The organism is Shinella sp. R2-11 (assembly GCF_055330205.1).
In genome coordinates this window covers 103,356-126,368 of record NZ_JBVAPC010000001.1, presented here as the reverse complement: position 1 = coordinate 126,368, position 23,013 = coordinate 103,356, and the positions used below count along the sequence as shown (strand labels likewise).

The 23,013-nt window shown below is 66.6% G+C and carries 26 protein-coding genes; 15 read left to right on the top strand and 11 right to left on the bottom strand.

The annotated features are described in order from the left end of the window. Window positions 1–8 precede the first annotated feature (8 nt). The 3 genes from ACZ1A1_RS00650 (at window position 9) to ACZ1A1_RS00640 (ending at window position 1,457) form a co-directional block, all read left to right on the top strand. Window positions 9–236 carry a F0F1 ATP synthase subunit C gene (locus ACZ1A1_RS00650; protein ID WP_119254462.1) on the top strand — a complete coding sequence of 76 codons (228 nt, stop codon included), beginning with the start codon at window positions 9–11 and terminating at the stop codon, window positions 234–236. Window positions 237–324: 88 nt separating this feature from the next. After that, window positions 325–960: a F0F1 ATP synthase subunit B gene (locus tag ACZ1A1_RS00645; RefSeq protein ID WP_463618324.1), complete on the top strand. Its 636-nt coding sequence runs from the start codon at window positions 325–327 to the stop codon at window positions 958–960. Between the two features lie 11 nt (window positions 961–971). Beyond that, on the top strand, window positions 972–1,457 hold the full coding sequence (locus ACZ1A1_RS00640; protein ID WP_463618323.1) for a F0F1 ATP synthase subunit B: 486 nt from the start codon (window positions 972–974) through the stop codon (window positions 1,455–1,457). Window positions 1,458–1,528: 71 nt separating this feature from the next. Here the strand turns inward: ACZ1A1_RS00640 and ACZ1A1_RS00635 are convergent, their stop codons facing one another. The 5 genes from ACZ1A1_RS00635 to ACZ1A1_RS00615 all read right to left on the bottom strand — a co-directional run bounded on the left by ACZ1A1_RS00635 (window position 1,529) and on the right by ACZ1A1_RS00615 (window position 5,305). Further along, the gene (locus ACZ1A1_RS00635; protein ID WP_463618322.1) at window positions 1,529–2,152 is read right to left on the bottom strand and encodes an ATP-dependent Clp protease proteolytic subunit; all 624 of its coding nucleotides are present in this window, start codon (window positions 2,150–2,152) and stop codon (window positions 1,529–1,531) included. Between the two features lie 37 nt (window positions 2,153–2,189). Then, on the bottom strand, window positions 2,190–2,549 hold the full coding sequence (locus tag ACZ1A1_RS00630; RefSeq protein ID WP_463618321.1) for an SRPBCC family protein: 360 nt from the start codon (window positions 2,547–2,549) through the stop codon (window positions 2,190–2,192). Continuing rightward, the gene (locus tag ACZ1A1_RS00625; protein ID WP_313192619.1) at window positions 2,546–2,860 is read right to left on the bottom strand and encodes an ArsR/SmtB family transcription factor; all 315 of its coding nucleotides are present in this window, start codon (window positions 2,858–2,860) and stop codon (window positions 2,546–2,548) included. The genes ACZ1A1_RS00630 and ACZ1A1_RS00625 overlap by 4 nt, the downstream gene beginning before the upstream one ends. A gap of 353 nt (window positions 2,861–3,213) precedes the next feature. Beyond that, window positions 3,214–3,882, bottom strand: a complete 669-nt coding sequence (locus tag ACZ1A1_RS00620; protein WP_463618320.1) for a ribonuclease HII — start codon at window positions 3,880–3,882, stop codon at window positions 3,214–3,216. A 265-nt stretch (window positions 3,883–4,147) separates the two neighbouring features. After that, complete coding sequence (locus ACZ1A1_RS00615) at window positions 4,148–5,305, bottom strand: PA0069 family radical SAM protein (protein WP_463618319.1); 1,158 nt, start codon at window positions 5,303–5,305, stop codon at window positions 4,148–4,150. A 135-nt stretch (window positions 5,306–5,440) separates the two neighbouring features. Here ACZ1A1_RS00615 and ACZ1A1_RS00610 point away from each other — a divergent pair, with 135 nt between their 5' ends. Then, window positions 5,441–5,962: a glycosyltransferase family protein gene (locus tag ACZ1A1_RS00610; RefSeq protein ID WP_463618318.1), complete on the top strand. Its 522-nt coding sequence runs from the start codon at window positions 5,441–5,443 to the stop codon at window positions 5,960–5,962. 71 nt (window positions 5,963–6,033) lie between these two features. Here the strand turns inward: ACZ1A1_RS00610 and moaB are convergent, their stop codons facing one another. The 4 genes from moaB to ACZ1A1_RS00590 form a co-directional block, all read right to left on the bottom strand. After that, a complete protein-coding gene (gene moaB, locus ACZ1A1_RS00605) occupies window positions 6,034–6,582 on the bottom strand; it encodes a molybdenum cofactor biosynthesis protein B (protein ID WP_313192216.1) in 549 nt (182 codons plus the stop codon). Next, a complete protein-coding gene (locus tag ACZ1A1_RS00600) occupies window positions 6,569–7,465 on the bottom strand; it encodes a 4-(cytidine 5'-diphospho)-2-C-methyl-D-erythritol kinase (RefSeq protein WP_463618317.1) in 897 nt (298 codons plus the stop codon). The genes moaB and ACZ1A1_RS00600 overlap by 14 nt, the downstream gene beginning before the upstream one ends. Window positions 7,466–7,469: 4 nt before the next feature. Further along, on the bottom strand, window positions 7,470–9,323 hold the full coding sequence (locus ACZ1A1_RS00595; protein WP_463618316.1) for a tetratricopeptide repeat protein: 1,854 nt from the start codon (window positions 9,321–9,323) through the stop codon (window positions 7,470–7,472). A gap of 163 nt (window positions 9,324–9,486) precedes the next feature. Beyond that, on the bottom strand, window positions 9,487–10,503 hold the full coding sequence (locus ACZ1A1_RS00590; RefSeq protein WP_119254471.1) for a polyprenyl synthetase family protein: 1,017 nt from the start codon (window positions 10,501–10,503) through the stop codon (window positions 9,487–9,489). Window positions 10,504–10,611: 108 nt separating this feature from the next. On the opposite strand from ACZ1A1_RS00590, the gene ACZ1A1_RS00585 reads away from it, so the two are divergent. From ACZ1A1_RS00585 to ACZ1A1_RS00560, 6 genes are all read left to right on the top strand, one after another. Further along, a complete protein-coding gene (locus ACZ1A1_RS00585) occupies window positions 10,612–10,833 on the top strand; it encodes a putative signal transducing protein (protein ID WP_463618315.1) in 222 nt (73 codons plus the stop codon). Window positions 10,834–11,011: 178 nt separating this feature from the next. After that, window positions 11,012–11,791, top strand: a complete 780-nt coding sequence (locus ACZ1A1_RS00580) for a tRNA1(Val) (adenine(37)-N6)-methyltransferase (protein ID WP_463618314.1) — start codon at window positions 11,012–11,014, stop codon at window positions 11,789–11,791. Between the two features lie 78 nt (window positions 11,792–11,869). Next, window positions 11,870–12,745 (top strand): S49 family peptidase, encoded by an 876-nt coding sequence (locus ACZ1A1_RS00575; protein WP_463618313.1) that lies wholly within the window; start codon window positions 11,870–11,872, stop codon window positions 12,743–12,745. A gap of 30 nt (window positions 12,746–12,775) precedes the next feature. Continuing rightward, window positions 12,776–12,967 carry a hypothetical protein gene (locus ACZ1A1_RS00570; RefSeq protein WP_119254475.1) on the top strand — a complete coding sequence of 64 codons (192 nt, stop codon included), beginning with the start codon at window positions 12,776–12,778 and terminating at the stop codon, window positions 12,965–12,967. Window positions 12,968–13,176: 209 nt separating this feature from the next. Beyond that, a complete protein-coding gene (locus tag ACZ1A1_RS00565) occupies window positions 13,177–14,247 on the top strand; it encodes a dTDP-glucose 4,6-dehydratase (protein ID WP_463618312.1) in 1,071 nt (356 codons plus the stop codon). 93 nt (window positions 14,248–14,340) lie between these two features. After that, the gene (locus ACZ1A1_RS00560; protein ID WP_119254477.1) at window positions 14,341–15,297 is read left to right on the top strand and encodes a glycine--tRNA ligase subunit alpha; all 957 of its coding nucleotides are present in this window, start codon (window positions 14,341–14,343) and stop codon (window positions 15,295–15,297) included. Between the two features lie 170 nt (window positions 15,298–15,467). Here the strand turns inward: ACZ1A1_RS00560 and ACZ1A1_RS00555 are convergent, their stop codons facing one another. Next, window positions 15,468–15,665: a hypothetical protein gene (locus tag ACZ1A1_RS00555; protein ID WP_463618311.1), complete on the bottom strand. Its 198-nt coding sequence runs from the start codon at window positions 15,663–15,665 to the stop codon at window positions 15,468–15,470. A gap of 158 nt (window positions 15,666–15,823) precedes the next feature. Between ACZ1A1_RS00555 and ACZ1A1_RS00550 the strand changes: the two genes are divergently transcribed. Further along, entirely contained in the window at window positions 15,824–16,372 is a 549-nt protein-coding gene (locus ACZ1A1_RS00550) for a LemA family protein (protein ID WP_313192224.1), read from the top strand. Between the two features lie 14 nt (window positions 16,373–16,386). Beyond that, a complete protein-coding gene (locus tag ACZ1A1_RS00545; protein WP_463618310.1) occupies window positions 16,387–18,321 on the top strand; it encodes a DUF2207 domain-containing protein in 1,935 nt (644 codons plus the stop codon). Here the strand turns inward: ACZ1A1_RS00545 and ACZ1A1_RS00540 are convergent, their stop codons facing one another. Further along, window positions 18,322–19,413 (bottom strand): glycoside hydrolase family 25 protein, encoded by a 1,092-nt coding sequence (locus ACZ1A1_RS00540; RefSeq protein ID WP_463618309.1) that lies wholly within the window; start codon window positions 19,411–19,413, stop codon window positions 18,322–18,324. A 175-nt stretch (window positions 19,414–19,588) separates the two neighbouring features. Here ACZ1A1_RS00540 and ACZ1A1_RS00535 point away from each other — a divergent pair, with 175 nt between their 5' ends. The 3 genes from ACZ1A1_RS00535 (at window position 19,589) to ACZ1A1_RS00525 (ending at window position 22,978) form a co-directional block, all read left to right on the top strand. Further along, a complete protein-coding gene (locus ACZ1A1_RS00535; RefSeq protein ID WP_313192227.1) occupies window positions 19,589–20,086 on the top strand; it encodes a BA14K family protein in 498 nt (165 codons plus the stop codon). Window positions 20,087–20,282: 196 nt separating this feature from the next. Further along, entirely contained in the window at window positions 20,283–22,055 is a 1,773-nt protein-coding gene (locus tag ACZ1A1_RS00530; RefSeq protein ID WP_463618308.1) for an acyl-CoA dehydrogenase, read from the top strand. Window positions 22,056–22,216: 161 nt separating this feature from the next. Beyond that, window positions 22,217–22,978, top strand: a complete 762-nt coding sequence (locus tag ACZ1A1_RS00525; RefSeq protein WP_463618307.1) for a crotonase/enoyl-CoA hydratase family protein — start codon at window positions 22,217–22,219, stop codon at window positions 22,976–22,978. Window positions 22,979–23,013 lie beyond the last annotated feature (35 nt).

Sequence of the window (23,013 nt, the reverse complement as noted above, 5' to 3'; positions counted from 1 at the left end):
AGTTCAACATGGAAGCGGAAGCAGCAAAGTTCATCGGCGCAGGTCTTGCCACGTTCGGTCTTGCCGGCACGGCTCTCGGCCTCGGCAACATCTTCGGCAACTACCTCTCCGGCGCTCTGCGCAACCCGTCTGCTGCTGACAGCCAGTTCGGCCGTCTCGTATTCGGCTTCGCCGTTACGGAAGCTCTGGGCATCTTCTCGCTGCTCATCGCTCTCCTTCTCCTCTTCGCCGTCTGATATCGGCCGAGGACCGGACCATGGCCCCTTGGGCCGTGGTCCACCGTACGCTTGAGTACATGATTGAGAATGCCCCCTGGAGGTGAGCATGTCCGTGACCCCGGCGTCGGCCGAGTCCACCCCTTTCGAAATCGCCCAGGCCGAGACTCCTGCCGTTACCACGTATGAGGCCCAGCCGGCAGGCGAAGTGCACACCGAAACGGGTGTCGCACATGGTGAAGAGCACGCCACCGGCGTCTTCCCGCCTTTCGACCAGACCACGTTCGCATCGCAGCTCCTGTGGCTGGCGATCACCTTCGGTCTTTTCTACCTTCTCATGTCGAAGGTCGTCATTCCGCGCATCGGCGGCATCCTGGAGACGCGTCACGACCGCATCGCGCAGGATCTCGACGAAGCCGCCCGCCTGAAGGCGGAAGCGGATGCCGCGATCGCGTCCTACGAGCAGGACCTCGCGAGCGCCCGCGCCAAGGGCAACGCCATCGCCTCGACCGCCCGCGACGAAGCCAAGGCCAAGGCCGATGCCGAGCGCGCCAAGATCGAAGCCTCGCTGCAGGACAAGATCGCCGGTGCCGAGAACCGCATCGCCGAGATCAAGGCCAAGGCGCTTGCCGATGTCGGCTCGATCGCCGAGGAAACCACGGCGGCCGTCGTCGAGCAGCTCATCGGCGCCAAGGCCACCAAGGCCGAAATCGCTTCCGCCGTGAAGACGGCCGCAGGCGAATAAGGGAGGTTTCGATGGAATTCGACGCAACATTCTACGCCTTTGTCGGCCTCCTCCTGTTCCTGGCCCTCGTCGCCTATCTCAAGGTTCCGGGCATGATGGCCAAGGGCCTCGACGCCCGCGCCGAGAAGATCCAGAACGAGCTGGCGGAAGCCAAGCGTCTTCGCGAGGAAGCCCAGCACCTGCTCGCCGAGTACCAGCGCAAGCGCAAGGATGCCGAGGCGGAAGCCGCCAGCATCGTCGCCGCCGCTGAACGCGAGGCAAGCGCGCTGACCGCCGAAGCCAAGCAGAAGACGGAAGAGTACGTCACCCGCCGCACGGCGCTTTCCGAGCAGAAGATCAAGCAGGCGGAAGCCGACGCAATCAACGCCGTGCGCGCCGCCGCCGTCGACCTCGCCGTTGCCGCCGCCGAAAAGGTCATCGCCGCCAAGGCGGACGCCGCGACCGGCAAGGCGCTCTTCGACAACGCCGTCAAGGAAGTGAAGGCCCGCCTCAACTGAGGTGTCCTCATCGGGAAAATCTGAAAAGGCCGGAGCGATCCGGCCTTTTTCTTTATTTCAACGCCCATGCATCAGCCCTCTGGCAAAAACATCTCGCCGCCATCCCGCTCGGTGAGGATATGGTCGATCAAGCCCCATTCCAGCGCTTCCTCGGCCGTCATGAAGCGGTCGCGATCCATCGCACGCTCGAATTCTTCGTAGCTGCGTCCGCAATGCTCCGCATAAAGCCGCGTCATGCGCTGCTTGGTCTTCAGAATCTCCTCGGCATGGATGAGCATGTCCGATGCCTGCCCCTGGAAGCCACCGAGCGGCTGGTGGATGAGGATGCTCGCATTGGGCAGGGTTGCCCGCTGGCCGGGCTCGCCGGCCATCAGCAGGAACGAGCCCATCGAGCGCGCCGTGCCCATGCAGAGGGTGTGCACGGGCGCGCGGATGAAGCGCATCGTGTCGTACATCGCAAAGCCGCTCGTCACCACGCCGCCGGGCGAGTTGACATAAAGCTGGATCGGCTTTTTCGGATTTTCCGCCTCCAGGAACAGAAGTTGCGCGCAGACGAGCGCCGACACCGTGTCGTTGACCTCGCCATTGAGGAAGATGATCCGCTCGCGCAGCAGGCGGGAATAGATATCGAAGGAGCGTTCGCCCCGGCTGGATTGCTCGACGACCATAGGGACGAGCTGCATCATTTCGCGCATGGGCGAACTCCTGTCCGTTGAAGATGATGGGGTGGTGTCAGGCCGCGCGCATCTGCGTGCAGCCATTGTCGTTCAAGGCCCACGGCTCCGGCTGGGTGAGCCGGGCATCGTCGAGGCGATGGACGATCCGAAGCGTGGTGCCGCCCGCGTCATTGGGGCTGAGCCGGAATGTCACGACACTTTCGAGATGGGGCGGTTCGTCGTCCCTGATCCTGTAACGGACCTCCTCGCCGGGGATTGCCGAGACCGGGGCGGTATCGGCAAGCTTGTCCGCCGGCAGCCACCGCTCGCGAAATGCAGGCATGTTGATCGCCCGCCACACCTTTTCGGTCGGCGCGTCGAGTTCGTATTCGAGATCGACGCCCGCGGCCTGTCGGTCGGATATCCTGTCGTTCATTGGTCCATGTCCTTCAGCAAGTCCTTCAGAGCGTCGATCCGCGCCGGCCAGTAGGAGCGGTATTTCGCAAGCCAGCCGGCAATGAGCGCGAGCCCGTCCGGATCGACCTCGTAATTCACGAAGCGCCCCTGCCGCTCCTCCCGCACCAGCCCGGCGCCCCGCAGCACGGCGAGGTGCTGCGACATGGCCGGCTGGCTGATCTCCATGCCGTCACGCAACGTACTCGCATTCATCGCACCATCCGCGAGCTTCTCGAAGATGCTGCGCCGGGTGGGGTCGGCCAGGGCCTTGAATATCTCGTTCTCGATCATGGCAATCAGATAAGCATACACTTATCTGATTTGCAACGACCATGCGGGAGGAGATGAAGAGATCGCGCGTAGCGACCATTTCTTTGCAGCCTCTTCGATCTGCGGCAGGCGTCGCCTGCAAGAAGAGCCCGCCTTCGCCTCAAGGGCAGCATAGGGCGAGGTATTGGAATGAGAGTTCGAGCGAGGCCATGGATGTCCTGCCCGCGGTATCTCTCATCCGCCGATCGGATAGGGAAAGGCCAGTGCATAGAGCCGATCGCCCATCCTGGAGGACGCCGCAATCGACAGATCGGAGAAGGGTGCTGCACAGCGCTGCGCACCATGATTGCCGCCAGACGGTTCGGATACGCCGATCAGTCCTGCCGCAGCGGGCGGAAACTCATGCGGTGGAGGCGGCAGGGGCCGATGGCTTGGATGGCCCTGCGGTGGACTTCCGTGGCGTAGCCGGCATGGATGGCGAAGCCGTAGCCGGGGAAAGTGGTCTCGGCGCGGGCCATCATGCGGTCGCGCATGACCTTGGCGACGATCGAGGCGGCGGCGATGGAGACGGAGAGGGCATCGCCCTTGACGACGGCGCGGCCTTCGCAGGCGAGCCCTGGCGGCACGTCGCGGCCGTCCGTCAGGACCAGTTTCGGCGTGACCTCGAGGCCGGCGACGGCCCGGCGCATGGCGTCGAGGCTGGCCTTGCGGATATCGATGACGTCGATGCGGCGCGACGAACTGGAGGCGACCGAGACGAAGGCGCTCTGCATGATGAGCGTGAACAGTGCCTCGCGCCTTGCCGCGCTCAGCTGCTTGGAATCGTGGAGACCGGGCGGGATATTGTCCGGGTCGAGCACCACGGCGGCGGCGACGACGGGGCCGGCGAGCGGGCCGCGCCCGGCCTCGTCCGTGCCGGCGACCGGCCACAGGCCCCGCTCGCGGGCCGCGATCTCCATCGAGAAATCGGGCCCTTCGGGCATGTCGAAAAGGAGGCGGGAATCGGAGGATATGCTCTTGGCCATGGCGGAGACCATGCACATCCGTCCGATTCCCTGCAAGTCCTCCGGCGGATGCGGCGCGCCGGAGGAGCTTCCGTAGCGCCCAGGGGATGGCGCGGGCCGGAAAGCGGTTCTGCCGAGGCCGGCCCGCTATCGGGCCGGAGGGCATATTCAAATCGACGCCGTTAGCTGTGTGGCTCCCTCATCCGGTCCTTCGGGCCGCCTTCTTCCCAAGGGGAGAAGGAAGAATGGCGAGGTCCAATTCCATAGCGATAGGCTTGCCGAAGAGAGATGTGTGGCGACGAGCTTACAGCAGCGAAAGCTGCACGCCGCTGCCCGAGGGCGGGATGAACTGGTCGATGGCGAGGTTGCGGCGGGTGCGGGTCAGCTCCAGCCGCTTGGCGGTCATTTCGAAGCGGCGGGCGATCTGCCAGGCATAGGGGCCGGCGCCCTTCATGCGCTTGCCGAACTCGGCGTCGTAATCCTTGCCGCCGCGCATGGAACGCACCAGCGACATGACATGGCGGTAGCGGTCCGGGTAGTTGCGCAGCAGCCAGTCGCGGAAGAGCGGGCTCACCTCCAGCGGCAGGCGGAGCAGCACGTAGCTCGCCTCGAGTGCGCCCGCCGCCTTGCCCGAATCGAGCACCCGCTCGATCTCGTGGTCGTTGAGGCCGGGGATGATCGGCGCCATCATGATCGCCGTCGGGATGCCAGCTTCCGACAGCGCGCGGATCGCCTCCAACCGGCGCGGCGGGGTTGCGGCGCGCGGCTCCATGCTGCGGGCGAGCTTGCGGTCGAGCGTGGTGACGGACATGCCGACCCAGGCGAGCCCGCGCGCCGCCATACGGGAGAGGATGTCGATGTCGCGCATGACGAGCGCCGACTTGGTGACGATGGAGACCGGGTGGTTCGCCTTGTCCAGCACGTCGAGGATCTGCCGCATGATGCGCCATTCCTTCTCGATCGGCTGATAGGGATCCGTATTGGTGCCGATGGCGATGACGCGTGGCTTGTAGCCGGGCCTGGAAAGCTCCCGCTCCAAAAGCTTCGGCGCATCGGGCTTGGCAAAGAGCTTCGCCTCGAAGTCGAGGCCGGCGGAAAGGCCCATGAAGGCATGGGTCGGCCGGGCGAAGCAGTAGATACAGCCGTGCTCGCAGCCGCGATAGGGATTGATCGAACGGTCGAAGGGAATGTCCGGCGATTCGTTGCGGGTGATGATCGTGCGGGGCTTCTCGACCTGCACCTCCGTGCGGAAGGGGGGAAGTTCCTCCAGCGTCTGCCAGCCGTCGTCGAATGTCTCGCGCGTCACCGGCTCGAAGCGGCCGGTGAAATTGAGGCCCGCGGCGCGGCCGCGCCGCCGGTCGCCGTCGACCCGCATGCCCGTCTGCGCCATCAGCGCATCGGCAACGTCCTTCGTGTGGCCGGGCGCCAATGCGCCCTGCCTGAGGCTCACAAGATCGTTCATGGCTGTCTCCGGGCGGGGCCGTTTCGCCCCGATTCAATGACTATATTCCTATCGCCGAAATGAGAACATTGCAAGAACAAATTTCTGGCGTTGGGGAACGATGGCAATCGATGCTGCAATGCGGTATGGGAAGGAATGCTGACGATCATCATGGAATGCCGCAACGACGAGGCGGAACTGGCGCAGACGCTCTCGGCGCTCGTGGCGGGCGCCGTCGAAGGCGTGGTGCGCGACGTGATCGTGCTCGACCGCGGTTCGTCCGACGGCTCGGCGCGGGTGGCGGACGCTGCCGGCTGCCGTTTCCTCGCGGATTGGGACCTGAAGGACGTGGTGCAGTCGGCGCGTGGCGACTGGCTGCTGCTGCTGGAACCCGGCGCCCGGCCGCTTGCGGGCTGGGTGGACGCCGTCGCCGACCATGTCGCGATCGATCCCAAGCCCGCGCGCTTTGCCGCCTCCCGCAACCATCGCCGGTCCTTCCTCCAGCGGCTCGGCCGCAGGCCGCCGCTCGAACGGGGCTATCTCGTCAGCAAGCGTGCGGCGGCGGCGGCCGTGCGCCCGGGCATGGCGCTGGCGGAGATCGCAAACGGCCGGGCGGCGCGCGAGCTCCTCGCCGAGATCGTGCCGGCCTGGGCAGTGAAGGCGATGCGCGCCGGCTAGAGCAATTCCAGCAAAAGTGCGAAGCGGTTTTGCGTCTGGAATTGCGTTAAAACAAAGAGTTAGAGAGTGAGTCAGCCGGGCGAGCGCTTCAGGTGCTCGTCGAGGCGTGGCATGATTTCCACGAAATTGCAGGGCATGTGGCGATAGTCGAGCTGCGCCTTGAGGATGCCGTCCCAAGCGTCCTTGCAGGCGCCGGGCGAGCCCGGCAGCACGAAGACGAAGGTGGCGTTGAGGACGCCGCCGGTCGCGCGCGACTGGATCGTCGAGGTGCCGATCTTGTCGTAGGAGATGCGGTGGAAGACCTCGGAAAAGCCGTCCATGCGCTTTTCGAAGATCGGCTCCAGTGCCTCGGGCGTTACGTCGCGGCCGGTAAAGCCCGTGCCGCCGGTGGTGATGACGACATCGATGGCTTCGTCGCGCGTCCATGCCTCCACCCGGGCGCGGATCGCGCCGACATCGTCCGGCGCGATGGCGCGGGCGACGAGGCGGTGGCCGGCATCGGCGATGCGCGCGGCGAGCGTGTCGCCGGAGCGGTCGGTCTCGGGCGTTCGCGTATCGGAGACGGTGAGCACGGCGATGCCGACGGGAATGAAGGGTCTCGTTTCGTCAAGCTTCGCCATCGTCGCCTCCGATTGTCCGGGTGGCGCTGATGAACCAGCGGGGATGGCGTTGCGCCAGCATCGCCGCCGCCGCTTCCGCCGCCGCCTCGCTCGTATATAGCGCGAAGCAGGTGGCGCCGGAACCGGACATGCGCACCACGCGCGCATCCGTCGCGGCAAGGTTTTCCGCGACCACGGAGATTTCCGGGCAGAGGGCGCGGGCGGGAGGCTCCAGGTCGTTGCGCAGGTGGCCGATGGCATCGAGCCAGTCGGCGGGCGCGTCGCTCATGACGAGCGGCGGATTGTGCCGGGAGGCGAGCGCCTTGAAGACCGCGGGGGTGGAAACGCCGACCAGCGGATTGACCAGCACCATCGCCAGCGCCGGCAGGGCGACGGGCGTGATATCCTCGCCGATGCTGCGGGCGATCAGCGGGCGGCCGGCAAGGCACATCGGCACGTCCGCGCCGAGCCCGAGGGCAAGCGCCTCGCGCTCCCCGTGCGGCAGGCGGGCCTGCCAGAGCGCCTCAAGACCGCGCAGCGTCGCCGCCGCATCCGCCGAGCCGCCGCCGATGCCGGAGGCGACGGGCAGGTTCTTTTCGAGATGGATATGGACGGGCGGGGCGGCTTTGCCATGCCGCGCGAGCGCGGCGCGCAGGCGATCCCGGGCGCGGATGACGAGGTTGTCGGCATCCGCCGCAAGGGTGTCGGAAAAGCGGCCGGAAAGCGTGAAGCGGTCTTCCGCCGCGGGCGACAGGCCGATGCGGTCGCCGAAGGCGGTGAAGGTCACGAGGCTGTCGAGGAGGTGGTAGCCGTCCTCGCGCCGGCCGACGACGGCGAGCGCGAGGTTGATCTTGGCCGGCGCCGGTTCGACAACGGCAAAGCCCGAAAGGCTTTCGGCGGGCATCGCGTCAGGACTTGCGGTCTGCTGCCGCCTTACCTTCCGGCGAGGTGTTCTGCGCGGGCTTGTCGTCCTTGGCTTCCGCGGAGGCCGGGGTGGTCTTCGCCAGGTCCGGCAGGCCGTTCTCGACCTTCAGCTTGATCTTGGGGATCTCCGCCTCTTCCGGCTTCAGGCCGAGCGCGCGGTTCCACTGGAAGGTGGCTTCCAGCTTGCGGCCGACGCGCCAATAGGCATCGCCCAGGTGATCGTTGATGGTCGGGTCGCCGGCCTTGAGCTCGGCCGCCCGCTCCAGCTCCGCCACCGCGTCGTCGAAGCGGCCCATGCGATAATAGGCCCAGCCGAGCGAATCGACGATATAGCCGTCGTCTGGCTTGAGGCTCACCGCCTTGCGGATCATGTCCAGGCCCTCGTCGAGGTTCAGGTTCATGTCCACCCAGGAATAGCCGAGATAGTTCAGCACCTGCGGCTGGTCGGGGTTGAGTTCCAGCGCCTTGCGGAAGTTCGGCTCGGCCTTCTCCCATTCCTTCAGGCGCTCATAGGCGATGCCGCGCTGGAAGAAGATGCTCCAGTGGGTGCGCTGCGGCACGGGGCCGATGACGTCGACGGCCTTGTCGTAGAGCGCGCCCATCGCCTTGTAGTCCTTGGCGTCGGAAAGCACGCTGCCGAGCGCCAGATAGGAGCGCAGGTCGGAGGGATCGGCGTCGATCAGTTCCTGGAGATGCTTCTTGGCGTCCTCGACCTTGCCGGTGTCGTTGAGGTTGAGGCCGAGCTGCAGCTCGGAAATGCGCCGCATCGGCGACTTTTCCGGCACGGCACGGTAATATTCGATCGCCTTTTCCGGCTTCTTCTGGCTCTCGGCAAGGCCGCCGAGAAGCACCAGCACGTCGTCGCTGTCGGGATCGAGCGCGCGGGCGGCCTGGAGATAGAGCGAGACGATGTCTTCCGCGCCCTCGCGGTTCAGCGCCCCGCCGATCGAGAAGAGCACGGCGGCGGCACCCTGCGCGGCGGTGCGAACCTGCTGCTCCTGCTTGTCGCCGGCCTCGATGCTCTGGCGAAGCGCCTTCAGCGGCGCATAGCTGGTGATGAAGTTGTCGCCGACGGAAACCGCGTCGAGCGCCTTCTGCCGGTTGCCCTCGCGCGCTTCCAGGCGCGCCAGCGCCATCACGGCGCGCAGGAACGTGTCGGGCGCGGCGCTCGCGCCGTTACGGTCGAGGATCGCCTCGTTGAGCCTTGCGCGGGCCGTCGCCTTGTCGCCGGCGGCAGCCGCGAGCGCCCCTGCATGGTAGTTCTTGAAGATGGCGAGCCATTCCGGCCCTTGCATGCCGCTGATGAGCTTCAGCGCTTCCTTCGGCTTGCCGTCGCCGAACTTGGCCCAGGCGAGCAGCAGGTCGTTCATCATGCGGTCGAGATCGTTCGGGCCCTTGTAGGCGAGGATCTTTTCCGCGGTCTTGTATTCGCGCTTGCGGATCGCCTCCATGGCGCGCACGACCGATGTTATGCGCTCGACGGCCGGGTCGTTCTTCAGCGTGTCGGCGAGCTTCACGCCTTCGGAGAAGTCGCCGTTCATGAGCTGCGTCACCATCAGGCGCTGCTTGACGTCCGAATTGGTCGGGTCGAACTGGAGGGCGATCTTGTAGAGCGAGACGGCGGTCTCGTAGTCCTTGTCGAAATCTGCGGTGCGGGCGGCGAGGAACGCGCCCGAGAAGGTGTTGACGCTGAGCGGGTCGAACGGCGTTTCCTCCGCGGCGGCGGTGGCCGCTGCTGCGGGCTTGTCCTCCGCGAATGCCGCCAGAGGACCGGTGAGCGCGATGCTGGCCGCAATCGCCACGCCGGAAAGAAGCCGAAGGAGAAGGGAATGCCGCATCAAAATGCCTTTCGCCGGAAGGTATGAAGTTCGCCCCGAGCCGCGCATGGCACATCGTGCCACGATGGCGCCCAAATCAGTCACGGACTCATGACGGCAGAGAATGGCTTTTTTGGCGCGGTGCGGCAAGAAAATCCTGCCGCCCGCGTTTTCGCGAACCGGGTCAGCTGACGCGGGCGATCGAGAAGTCGATGACCTCGAGCAGCGCGTCCTTCCAAGGCGATGCCGGCAGGGGGGCGAGCGCGTCGCGGGCGATCATGCCGTAGTGCTGGGCCCGGGCGATGGTGTCGGCAAGGCCGCCGTAACGGGTGATGAGGCCGAGCGCGCGCTCCAGGTTGGCGTCGTCGCTGTTGCCGCCCTCGATGGCCTCGCGCCAGAAGGCGCGGTCTTCCGCCGTGCCGCGCCGCCAGGCGAGGATGACCGGCAGCGTGATCTTGCCTTCGCGGAAGTCGTCGCCGGTGTTCTTGCCGAGATCGGCGGCCTTGCCGCCATAGTCCAGCGCATCGTCGACGAGCTGGAAGGCAAGGCCGAGATTCATGCCGTAGGACTTCAGCGCGTTGCGTTCGGCCCGGCTGGTATTGGCGATGATCGGGCCGACTTCGGCGGCGGCGGCGAAAAGCGCGGCCGTCTTGGCGCGGATGACTTCGAGATAGTCGTCCTCGGTCGTTTCCATGTTCTTGGCGACAGAGAGCTGCAGAACCTCGCCTTCCGCGATCACGGTGGCGGCGGTCGAGAGCACGTCGAGCGCTTCGAGCGAGCCGACCTCGACCATCATCTTGAAGGCCTGGCCGAGCAGGAAATCGCCGACGAGCACGCTCGCCTGGTTGCCCCAGATCATGCGGGCGGTGGACTTGCCTCGGCGCATGTCGCTCTCGTCCACCACGTCGTCATGCAGGAGCGTCGCCGTGTGCATGAACTCGACGCTGGTGGCGAGCTTGATGTGGTGGTCGCCGTCATAGCCGAACATCGAGGCGGCCGCGAGCGTCAGCATGGGACGCAGACGCTTGCCGCCGGAGGAGATCAGATGGTTGGCGACCTCCGGGATCATCTGCACGTCCGAACCGGCCTTCGACAGGATAAGCTGGTTCACCCGCTCCATGTCGGCTTTCGTAAGGTCGACGAGCGGCTTCACCGATGCCTGTTTGTTTTTGCCTTCTTCAAGCGGTATCACGACGCCCAAATGCCCGGACTCCTGTTCATTTTTGTTGAAAGACAATAGAAAGCGGGGCCTTCTGCGGCAAGAGGCGAATTGTCCCGCCCTCGGAATTAAGGCTGGAAAAAGACCGGAATGATCGAACTGATCCGCACCAACGACGCCGTCCTGCTCTCCTTCGCGGAAAGCCTGATGAAGGAGGTGGGAATCCACTGCCTTATCGCCGACGAGGGCATGAGCATCCTCGAAGGCTCCCTCGGCATGCTGCCGCGCCGCTTCCTCGTGGAGGCGGACCGGGAGGACGAGGCGCGGCGCATCCTCACGGATGCGGGGCTTGGGGCGGAGTTGCGGCCGTGAGGGGCATGGCTCGCATCTGGGCCAACCCCCCTCTGCCCTGCCGGGCATCTCCCCCACAAGGGGGGAGATTGGCTGGGGGCGAGGCGGTGCCACGATTCGATCTCCCCCCCTGTGGGGGAGATGCCCGGCAGGGCAGAGGGGGGTATCCCGCGCGTTCCGCCGCCGAGGCCTCCCACCCATGACCGTCCGCGAAACCGTCGACGCCTTCCACTACGGCCGCTTCCACCTCGTTCAGCCGAAGGGCATCGGCCATCGCTCCGGCATGGATGCGATGCTGCTCGCCGCGCTGGTCGCGGGCGAGGGGCCGATGCGGGTCGCCGATCTCGGGGCCGGGGCGGGCGCGGCCGGCCTTGCCGTCGCCTCGCGCATCGGGACAGCGGAGGTGACGCTCGTCGAGCGCTCGCCGCTGATGGCCGGCTTCGCCCGCAAGACGCTGGCGCTTACCGCGAATGCCGCCTTTGCCGGCCGCGTCTCGGTGCTGGAGGCGGATGTCTCCCTTTCCGGCAAGGCGCGCATCGCGGCCGGCCTTCTCGATGACGTCTACGACCACGTCATCATGAACCCGCCCTTCAACGACCGCACCGACAGCCGCACGCCCGATGCCCTGAAGGCGGAGGCACATGCGATGGAGCACGACCTCTTCGAGCGCTGGATCAAGACGGCCGGCGCCATCATGAAGCCGGGCGGCCAGCTCTCCCTGATCGCCCGCCCGCAATCCATCGCCGAGATCATCGCCGCCTGCGGCCGCCGCTTCGGCGGCATCGAGATCACCGCCCTCCACGCCCGCGCCGGAGAAGTGGCGCTGCGCATTCTCGTCACGGCCATCAAGGGCTCGCGCAGCAAGCTCTCGCTGCGCATGCCGCTCGTCATGCACGAGCCCGGCCAGCACGACTTCACCCCCTTCGTCGACGACCTCAACAACGGCCTTGCCGCCTATCCGCGCCTGCCGAGGGCCTGATTTTTCAGGCGCGGCATTGCGTTTTCGCCGGCCATGCATACATCTGCCGGGCAACCGAACAGGAGACAGGGTCGCGCGATGGCCGGATTTTTGAAGAGACTGGTGCCGAAAAAGTTCCGCAAGGAAGGGGTCGTCATCCCGGTCGTCCGGCTGCAGGGCGCGATCATGGCGGGCGGCCGCCAGTTCCGGCCGGCGCTGAACCTTGCCGGCGTCGCCACGGCGCTGGACAAGGCCTTCGCCTACAAGGATGCGCCGGCGGTCGCCGTCTCCATCAATTCGCCCGGCGGCTCGCCGGTGCAGTCGCGGCTGATCTTCCAGCGCATCCGCGATCTTGCGGCCGAGAAGGGCAAGCAGGTGCTCGTCTTCGTCGAGGATGTCGCGGCTTCCGGCGGCTACATGATCGCGCTTGCGGGCGACGAGATCTTCGCCGATCCCACCTCCATCGTCGGCTCGATCGGCGTCGTCTCGGGCGGCTTCGGCTTTCCGGAAATGCTGAAGAAGATCGGCGTCGAGCGCCGCGTCTACACGGCCGGCACCAACAAGGCGATCCTCGATCCGTTCCAGCCTGAGCGGGAGAACGAGATCGAATACCTGAAATCTCTCCAGCTCGAGATCCACCAGGTCTTCATCGACATGGTGAAGGCGCGGCGCGGGGCAAGGCTTGCCGATGACCCGGACCTGTTCTCCGGCCTGTTCTGGACGGGAACCCGCGGCCGTGCGCTCGGCCTCGTCGACGGTCTCTCCGACATGCGCTCGGAACTGAAGCGGCGCTACGGGCCGAAGACGCGGCTGGAGCTCGTCTCGGCGCCGAAGGGGCTCTTCGGCCGCAAGACCCCGGGCGTCGGGGGGCTTTCCGGCGACATGGCGGAGCGTATAGGCTCTGCGGGCGTGGCGGCGGTGGCCGACCTCGCGGAGGAAAAGGCGCTGTGGGGCCGCTTCGGCCTTTCCGGATAAGGCGCCGACAAAACGATAAGGGGAGGGGCGATGGCCCAGATCATCTTTCTGCTTCTGGTCGTCGGGCTCGCCTGGTACGGCTATCGCAAGTTCGTGACCGATGCCGAGCGGCTGAGCAAGCAGCGCCGCCGCACCGAGGAGGAGCGCCGCACCGGGGCGACGGGCACGCTCGTCAAGGACCCGGAGACCGGCGAATATCGCCTGCGCCGCGACGACGAGTAGCGTTGCGGCACGCCTTCGCCCTGTGGCGGGATCGGCGGAACGAGGGTTCTCGTGCCGTTCCGGCACATTAACCATGCCCCGTAAGGTTAACGCCGTATTTATCCGTTTGCGGGCGAGCCTCGCCGTTGCGCCCGCGCGCAGGCGGGACGATCTGTGGGCCAGGGTTGCATCATGCGGCCCGTGACGTTTCCGCATGAACGGAGTTAACCATGGCCTCGCTCGATCTCGGCCGGATCAACACCATCGTCGTGACCGGCGGCGCGGGCTTTGTCGGCTCGCATATCGTCGACGATCTCCTGGTGCATTGCCCGCAGGCGCGCATCCGCGTGCTCGACGCCTTCACCTATGCCGCCGACATGTCGCATCTCGACGCCGCCTTCCGTACCGGCCGGGTGACGATCCAGCAGGGCGATGTCGGCAATCTCGATCTCGTGACGGAAATGCTGAAGGATGCCGACCTCGTCGTCCATGCGGCCGGCGAAAGCCATGTCGAGCGCGCCTTCGCCGTGCCGGAACGCTTCACGGTCGCCAATGCGCTCGGCACGCAGGTGCTGGTCGAGGCGATGGGCCGCCGCCGCGTGCCGCTGATGATCCATGTCGGCACCGCCGAGGTCTATGGCGCCGGCACGGGCGCGCCGATCGGCGAGAGCGCGCCGCTCTTGCCGGACAATCCCTACGGTGCCTCCAAGGCCGCCGCCGAAATGCTGATCGCCGGCCTTCGCCGCTCCTTCGATCTCGATATCCGTGTGCTGCGCCCGGTCAATATCGTCGGCACGCGGCAGAACACGGAAAAGCTTTTGCCGCGCTTCCTCGAAATGGCGGCCGTCGGCCAGCCGCTGCCGGTGCATGGCGAGGGGCGCCAGACGCGCGCCTTCGTCACGATCGCCGATTTCTGTGCGGCGCTGAGGACCGTCGTCACCCGCGGAGCGGAAAACGCCACCTACAACGTGGCGGGCGACGACCTCCACGACATCCTCTCCATCGCCCGCATGGTGCTCGAGGCCGTTCAGGACCCGGTCGCGGGCGTCGCCTTCACCGAGGGCCGGCCGGGCGATGCCGGCCGTTCGCCGCTCGACACAGGCGCGCTGAAGGCACTCGGCTGGCGGGCAACGGGCACGCTGCGCCGCGAGCTGCCGATGCTGGCCGCCTGGTACGGCGCCCGCGTGCCCGGCGGCGCGCGCCGCCGCATCCGCGGGGTGCCCGGCCTTGCGCCGCAGCGGGTGCAGGCCGTCACGCAGGCCGCCGGTTCCGGCCTCTTCCGTTCGCTGGAGCGCCATTGAGGCGGCGCCCGCGCCCGGCCGAAACCCTTGACCCATCAGGCGCATCGTGGCACCAGTCCGCAAGCTCTTCCAGAATGCCCGGACACGAAACCGATGACTTCCACCGCCCTGCCTGACCACATGAATCCGACCCGCTCCTTCCAGGGGCTGATCCTGACGCTGCACAACTACTGGGCGGACAAGGGCTGCGCGGTGCTCCAGCCCTACGACATGGAGGTGGGCGCGGGCACGTTCCACCCCGCGACGACCCTGCGCGCACTCGGCCCGAAGCCCTGGCGGGCGGCCTATGTGCAGCCCTCGCGCCGCCCCTCGGATGGCCGCTACGGCGAGAACCCGAACCGCCTCCAGCACTATTACCAGTACCAGGTCATCCTGAAGCCCAACCCGTCGAACCTCCAGGAGCTCTATCTCGGTTCGCTCGCCGCCATCGGCCTCGATCCGCTGCTGCATGACGTGCGCTTCGTCGAGGACGACTGGGAAAGCCCGACGCTCGGCGCCTGGGGCCTCGGCTGGGAATGCTGGTGCGACGGCATGGAGGTCTCGCAGTTCACCTATTTCCAGCAGGTCTGCGGCATCGAATGCGCGCCCGTCGCGGGCGAGCTGACCTATGGCCTGGAACGCCTCGCCATGTATGTGCAGGGCGTCGACAACGTCTACGATCTCAACTTCAACGGCCGCGAGGGCGACGAGAAGATCACTTATGGCGATGTCTTCCTGCAGGCCGAGCAGGAATATTCCCGCCATAACTTCGAATATGCCGACACGGCCATGCTGCACCGGCACTTCATCGACGCGGAGAAAGAGTGCCAGGCGCTTCTCGCGGCAGGCGCACCGGGCGATACCAACGCGCTGCACAAATGCGTGCTGCCCGCCTACGACCAGTGCATCAAGGCCTCCCACGTCTTCAACCTGCTCGATGCGCGCGGCGTAATTTCCGTCACCGAGCGCCAGAGCTACATCCTGCGCGTGCGCACGCTGGCCAAAGCCTGCGGCGAGGCCTTCCTGCTGACGGATGCGGGCGGCGCGAACTGGACGAAGGACGCGGCCTGACGAGGAGCGCCCCTCATCCGGCTGCCGCCACCTTCTCCCCGCAAGCGGGAGAAGGGGAGGATGCGAGCTTTTCCCAAAGCTCAGATGGGTAGGAAGCCGTTCCTCGATCCCCTTCTCCCCGCTTGCGGGGAGAAGGTCCCGGCAGGGGGATGAGGGGCGATCGTCCTTCTTCAAGCATTCGCCGAAACCGTCACCCCCAGCTCCCAAACCGGCTTGAGCGTCGGATAGGCGCCGGTCGGGAGCTGGCCGGCATAGGTCTGGAGAGCCCGGCGCACGCCCGAGGGCCGCTCGACCGAAGCGCCTGCCGCATAGGCGAGGAAGAGGGCGGCAAAGCCGAGGACGTTGATGGAGAGGGCGAGGGTTTTCATGGCGGTTGCTTCGGGTTCGGGTGGTCGATGAAGCAACTATCGGGCAGGGCGACCGGCGGCGCGGTTCCCGCGGTTACAAGAAAGCGGCATCCGGGGCTTTCCAGCGGCGTTTCGGATGCTAATCTCCCGGAAAACGCGAACAGGGAGCTTTGAAGCGCATGATTGGTCTGGCAATCGCGGCGGTGGTCGTCATCTATGCCATCGTCATCTACAACGGCCTCGTGCGGGCGCGGCAGATGAAGGAGGAGGCCTGGTCCGGCATCGACGTGCAGTTGAAGCGCCGCGCCGACCTCATCCCCAACCTCCTCGAAACCGTGAAGGGCTATGCCGCGCACGAGAAGGAGACGCTGGAAAAGGTCGTTGAGCTGCGCAACCGGGCGCAGGCCGTTCCCGCCGGCGATGTCGCCGGCCGCGCTGAGGCCGAGGGCATGCTGAGCCAGGCGCTCGGCCGCATCTTCGCCCTTGCCGAGGCCTATCCGGACCTCAAGGCAAACCAGAACTTCGCCGAGCTGCAGCAGACGCTGGAGACCATCGAGGGCGAGATCCAGATGTCGCGGCGCTATTACAACGGCGCGGCCCGCGATCTCAACGTGAAGGTCGAGAGCTTCCCGTCGAACCTCCTTGCCAGCCTCTTCAAGTTCGCCAAGGCGCCCTATTTCGAGATCGACAACCCGGCCGACCGCGCCGTGCCGACGGTGAAGTTCTGAACCCGGAGCGCCCGATGACGCGGATCGCCGCCTTCCTTGCCCTGTGGTTCTGCCTCCTTGCGGGCGGCGTGGCGCGCGCGGAGGAATATTTCGACCGCTACAATTCCGATATCGTCGTGGCGAAGAACGGCGCGCTCACCGTCACCGAGACGATGCGCGTCCATGCCGAGGGCAACCGGATCCGCCGCGGCATCTACCGCGACTTTCCGCTGACCTTCACCGATGCGGACGGCCGCGAGAAGGAGGTCGGCTTCAAGATCCTTGGCGTCGAGCGGGACGGGCGCCCCGAGCCCTATCACACGGAGAGCATCCGCCACGGTATCCGCATCTTCTTCGGCTCGTCCGACACGCAGCTCGCCCCCGGCTTCCACGACTATCGCCTGACCTACGAGACGAGCCGGCAGATCCGCTTCTTCGACACGCATGACGAGCTCTTCTGGAACGTCACCGGCACGGAATGGGCCTTCCCCATCCACCGGGCGAGCGCCACGGTGACGTTGCCGGCGGGTGTCAGCGCGCAGGAACTCACCTACTTCACCGGCCCCTATGGCGCGACGGAGAGGAACGCCCGCGCCGAGAACCGCGGCAACCAGTCGCTCTTCGAGACGACGCGCGCGCTCGGTCCGCAGGAGGGCCTGACCATCGGCGTGAAGATGCCCGCCGGCAGCATCGACAAGCCGACGGCCGCCGAGGAGCGCGCACTGTTCTTCAAGGACAACCGCAATCTCTTGCTCGCCTTCGGCGGCTTCGCGCTCGTCCTCGGCTACTATCTCTGGGCCTGGCTTGCCGTCGGCCGCGATCCGCCGCGCGGCGTGGTCGTGCCGCGCTGGGATGCGCCGGAGGGCATTTCCCCGGGGCTGGTCAACTATATCGACGAGAAGGGTTTCGGCGGCCACGGCTGGACGGCGATCTCGGCGGCCTTCCTCAACCTCGCCGTCAAGGGACTGGTGGAGCTCAGCGACCTCAAGAATTCCATCACCGTGACGCGCACGGACAAGCCGGTGCAAGGCCCGCTGCCGACCGGCGAAGCGACGCTGCTGGCCGCCCTGCCGGCGGCGGGCAGCCATTTCTCCATCCAGAAGTCGAACGGCAGAAGCGTCCAGAAGCTCGGCCGGGACTTTCGCGACGCGATGGAGAAGGAGCACCGGCAGAAATACTACCACGCCAACTGGCCGCAGGCGATCGGCGGCATCGTCCTGACGCTCGCCTGCCTTGCGGCGCTGCTGATCTTCGGCTCGCTGCCGGAGGAGGGCATCGCGCTCGTCGTCATGCCCGTCTTCGCCTCGATCTTCATCTCCGTCTTCGCGGCCGGGCTCGGGCAGAACCTGCGGCAGGCCAAGACGCTCGGCGCGCGCATCTTCGCCGTCGCGCTCATCGCCTTCGTGGGCTTCATCCTCCTGACCGTCTTCGGCGGAATTGCGCTGGCGACCTTCGTTTCGGTGGAGGCGGCAGGGCAATTGCCGCTCTTTGCCGCCATCGGCGGCATCGTCGTCACCAATCTGGTCTTCTTCTTCCTGATGGGCGCGCCGACGCCGGTGGGGCGCAGGATGATGGACGGCATCGAGGGGCTGCGCCAGTACCTGACGCTTGCCGAGAAGGACCGCATGAACATGGCCGGCGCGCCGGAAATGTCGCCGCGTCATTACGAGACATTGCTGCCCTATGCGGTGGCGCTCGGCGTCGAGAAGCCTTGGTCGCAAACCTTCGACCGCTGGCTGCTGACGGCCGCGGCCGCCGGGGCTGCTGCCGCCTACCAGCCCGCCTGGTATCACGGCGACGGTTTCTCCTCGGGTGCCTTCTCCGACCGGATGGGCGGCTTTGCCGGCTCCATGGCGGGCACGATGCGCTCCTCGCTGCCCGATCCGCCGAAAAGCTCGTCCTCCGGCTTCTCATCCGGCGGCGGCTCGTCCGGTGGGGGCGGAGGCGGCGGTGGCGGCGGGGGCTGGTAGTCAGAAGTCCTGGTAGTTGAGCGGCGTCACCTCGACGAGGCTGCGGCCGGGCGTGACCGTCGCCGCGCCCGTCGCGGCAAGGCCGGCGGTGGCATCGGCCGAAACGCTGACGGAGAAGGTGGCGGCGGTGCCGGAGGCGAGGGTGATCGCGCCCGTCGTCTGCGCCGCCGCGCCGGTGGCGGCCGAGGCCTCGACGGAGGCCTTCAGCGCGCCCGTCGCCGGAATGGAGGCGGTGAGGATATCGTCCACCGGCTCGAACGGCTTTTCGGGCAGGAGGCTGCCGAAGGCCCAGACCTGCCGCAGCGCCGCCTTGTCCATCGGTGCCACATTGACGTCGATATCGCTTTCCGTGCCCTTGACGCGGTAGGGGCAGCGGCGCTTCGTGCAATTGGCAGCGGCGGAGAACTGCCAGAGCGCGTAATTCTCCCAATTCCCCATCGGGAAGCTGCTTGCGATAGCCGGCTTGTAGCGGGCATACCAGAGCGGCAGGCGCGAAAGGATGCGGTACCTGTCGCGGTTGGCGGCGATGTACCGGGCGGTGGCATGGTTGGTGTAGAGCACCGGATAGCGGCCGGTGCGCGTCTTGACATGGCCGGCGAAGACCTGCGCATCCTCGAGCGACATGTAATTGTCCGCATCGATGCCCTCGATGTCGAGCACCATCATCTCGTCGTCCCGCGGATTGGCATAGTCGAGGAAATGGTTGGCCTGCTCGATCGGGTTGCCCGGCCGCGCCAGGTGATAGGCGCCCCAGAGCAGCCCCTTCGAGCGGGCGAGCAGCCGGCGCGTCTCGTAGAGCTCGCGGCTCACCGCATATTTGCGCCACATCGTCTTGCAATGCGCGACCGTGTCGCCATTGTGGTCGCCCTTGCAGCTATAGCTTTCCGGCAATCCGTCCGAGGCCTTGGAGATGAAGCCGGCGATGCGCTTGTCGGCGAGCATCTCGGACCAGTCGATCTCGTTCAACTCGTAGGCGTCGATGACGATGGCATTTTCCTGCTTCTTCCACGGCTCGACATCCGCGGCCTCTGCCGCAAGGGCAAGGGCCGACGGGAGGAGGAGGGCGGCAAGGCCGGAAAGCTGCGGATTCATGGACGCTCCTTGCGAATCTCAGGTCCTTCGCAAGCGCACATGGTGCGGCCATCATGGTTAACGAAGCGCTAAGCGACCCCTCCCGCTTCCGTCCGGCGGAACCATCCCGGCCGTTTTGCGTTTCCGCATCAAAGCCTTGCGCTTTGCGCGCGGCAATCGATCCGGGAGAAATGCCATGAGACTCACAAGCAAATGCCTCGTCGTCGCCATTTCCGCCCTCTTCGCGGCAACGCCTGTCGTGCCGGCCGGCGCCATGCCGCTGCCGGTTGTGAAGGTGCAGCCGGCCGATGGCGGCGCGACCGTGGTGCAACGCGTCGCCGACCGGCGCTACTGGCGCAAGTTGCGTCATTCGCGCGGGCATAACTGGAACCGCCACGACCGCCGCTGGTACGGCCAGCGCCATGGCCGCTATGACGGGTGGCGCTCGTATCGCCATGGGCCGCGCTACCGCTACTACCGCCATCGCCATCACAGCGGTGCTTGGGTTCCCTTCGCTATCATGGGCATGGGCGCCATGGTCGGCGGCGCGATGGCGAACGACCGCGGCTACTATCGCGGCGGCAGTTCGCATGTGCGCTGGTGCGCCAACCGCTACCGTTCGTATCGGGCCTATGACAACACGTTCCAGCCCTATAACGGGCCGCGCCGCCAGTGCATCTCGCCCTATCGCTGAGTTTCCGCCTTCAAGGTGCCCGATGATCCTGCGGCACGCAAACGGGTCGACCGGTTCCCTCGCCGGCCGGCCCGTTTCTCTTTGGGCCTATTCTCCCGGGGAATGCGCTCGCGAAGATTGACGTTTACGTAAAAATCAATAATCTTCCGGCCAATAAGCCATGCCCATGGTCAGGGCGCGATGGAGGAGGATAGAGATGTACAAGGCGCCGGTCGAGGAGATTGCGTTCACGCTGAAGCATGTGGCGGGGCTCACCCCGGCGCTCGAAGGCGGCCATCTCGGCGACCTCACGGACGACCTCGTCGACGCCATTCTCTCGGAAGCCGGCCGCTTCGCCACCGAGGAAGTGGCACCGCTTGCCGAGATCGGCGACAGGCAGGGCGCCCGCCTCGTCGACGGCGCGGTGAAGATGCCCGAGGGCTGGCCTGCGCTCTACCGGGCCTGGGCGGAAGGCGGCTGGAATTCGCTGACGGCCTCGCCCGATTTCGGCGGGCAGGGGCTTCCCCACATGCTGCATGTCGCCGCGCTGGAAATGTGGAACGGCGGCTCCATGGCCTTCGCCATCGGCCCGACGCTGACCATCGGCGCCGTCGAGGCGCTGGCGGCGCACGGCTCCGACCATCTCAGGCGCACCTATCTGCCGAAGATGATCTCGGGCGAGTGGATGGGCTCGATGAACCTCACCGAGCCGCATGCCGGCTCCGATCTCGGCGTCATGAAGACCCGCGCCGAGCGCCGCGCCAACGGCACCTACCGCCTCTTCGGCCAGAAGATCTTCATCACCTATGGCGAGCATGACTTCACCGACAATATCGTGCATCTCGTCCTCGCCCGCCTGCCGGATGCGCCGGCCGGCACGCGTGGCATCTCGCTCTTCCTCGTGCCGAAATTCCTCGTCAACGAGGATGGATCGCTCGGCGCGCGCAACGACGCCTATTGCCATTCCATCGAGCACAAGCTCGGCATCCACGGCTCGCCGACCTGCACCATGATCTACGGTGACGGCCGCTTCGGCGACGAGCCGGGGGCCATCGGCTGGCTCATCGGCGAGGAGAACCGCGGCCTTGCCTGCATGTTCACCATGATGAACAACGCCCGCCTCGCCGTCGGCATGCAGGGCGTGGCGATCGCCGAGGCCGCGGCGCAGAAGGCCATCGCCTATGCGAAGGAGCGCACGCAGGGCAAGGCGCCCGGCTGGCAGGGTTCTGGCATGAGTCCGATCATCGAACATCCGGATGTCGCCCGCATGCTCTTGGCCATGAAGGTGCTGACCCAGGGCGCCCGCGCCATCACCTATGCCTGCGCCCATGCCGTCGACATGGCGCATGGCGAGGAGGCGCGGCACTGGGCGGAGCGTGCGAGCCTCCTCACCCCCATCGCCAAGAGTTTTGCCACCGATGCCGGCGTCGATGTCGCCTCGCTCGGCGTGCAGGTGCATGGCGGCATGGGCTTCATCGAGGAGACGGGCGCGGCGCGCCTCTACCGCGATGCCCGTATCGCGCCGATCTACGAGGGCACCAATGGCATCCAGGCCATCGACCTCGTGACGCGCAAGCTGCCGCTTTCAGACGGCAGCCACGTGCGCGGCTTCATCGCCGAGCTGCATGCGATCGCGGCAAAGGCGAGCGCCGCGAATGCACCGGAACTCGGCGAGACGGGTGCGCGCCTCGAAGCCGCCATCGCCGATCTCGAAGCCGCCACGGAATGGCTGCTCGCGACGTTTGCCGAGGGCCGGCAGGCCGAGGCGCTCGCCGGCGCCACGCCATACCAGCGCCTCTTCGGCCTCGTGCTCACCGGCGCCTACCTTGCCAAGGGGGCGCTTGCCGACGGCGGCGACGGCCGCAACGCCGAGCGCGCCGCGCTCTGCCGCTTCGCCGCGGAGAATGTCATCGGCGAGACGGCGGTGCTGAGGGACCGGGTGATGTCCGGTGCCGCGAGCCTGGAAGCGGCGCGGGTGGTTCTGGAATAAGGCCCCTCCCCAACCCCTCCCCACAAGGGGAGGGGCTTAATGTGCCGCCCCGGTGGCAATCATTTTGGAACGGTGAGCAAGTCTCTATCTTTCTTCCCCCTTGTGGGGGCGATGCCGGCAGGCAGAGGGGTCTTGCAACAGGACAAAGGAATTCCACGTCGATGACCGACCACATCCTGATCGAGCGCCCGCAAAGCGCCCCCGGCGTGCAGGTGATCCGCCTCAACCGCGCGGAAAAGAAGAACGCCATCACCCGCGCCATGTACCAGGCAATGACCGACGCGCTGAAGGCGGGCGATACGGACGACGACGTGCGCGCGACCCTGTTCCTCGGCTCCGAGGGCTGCTTTTCCGCCGGCAACGACCTCAACGACTTCATGGCCTTCGCCATGGGCGGCACGATGGGCCGCGAGGTGATCGATTTCCTCCACGCGCTCGCCGCGCACGGCAAGCCGCTGGTCTCCGGCGTCGACGGTCTTGCCATCGGCATCGGCACGACCATCCATCTCCACTGCGACCTCACCTATGCCTCCAGCCGCACGGAATTCAGGACGCCCTTCGTGGACCTCGCCCTCGTGCCGGAAGCCGCCTCCAGCCTCCTTGCTCCGCGCCTGATGGGTCACCAGCGCGCCTTCGCATTGCTGGCCGCCGGCGAGGGCTTTTCGGCAACCGCCGCTAGGGATGCCGGCCTCGTTTACGCAGTCGTGGAGCCGGCCGCCGTGGAGAGCGAGGCGCTTGCCGCCGCAACGCGCCTTGCCGCCAAGCCGCCGAAGGCTCTCGCCATTGCCCGCAATCTCATCCGCGGTGACCGGGCGGATGTCGCCGCGCGGATCGACGAGGAGGCAGGCCATTTCGCTGCGCAATTGAAGAGCCCCGAGGCGCGCGCCGCCTTCGAGGCCTTCATGGCGCGGGGCAGGAGGTAGGCGCGTCCCCCATTTGTGGTCCGTCAATTTTAAGA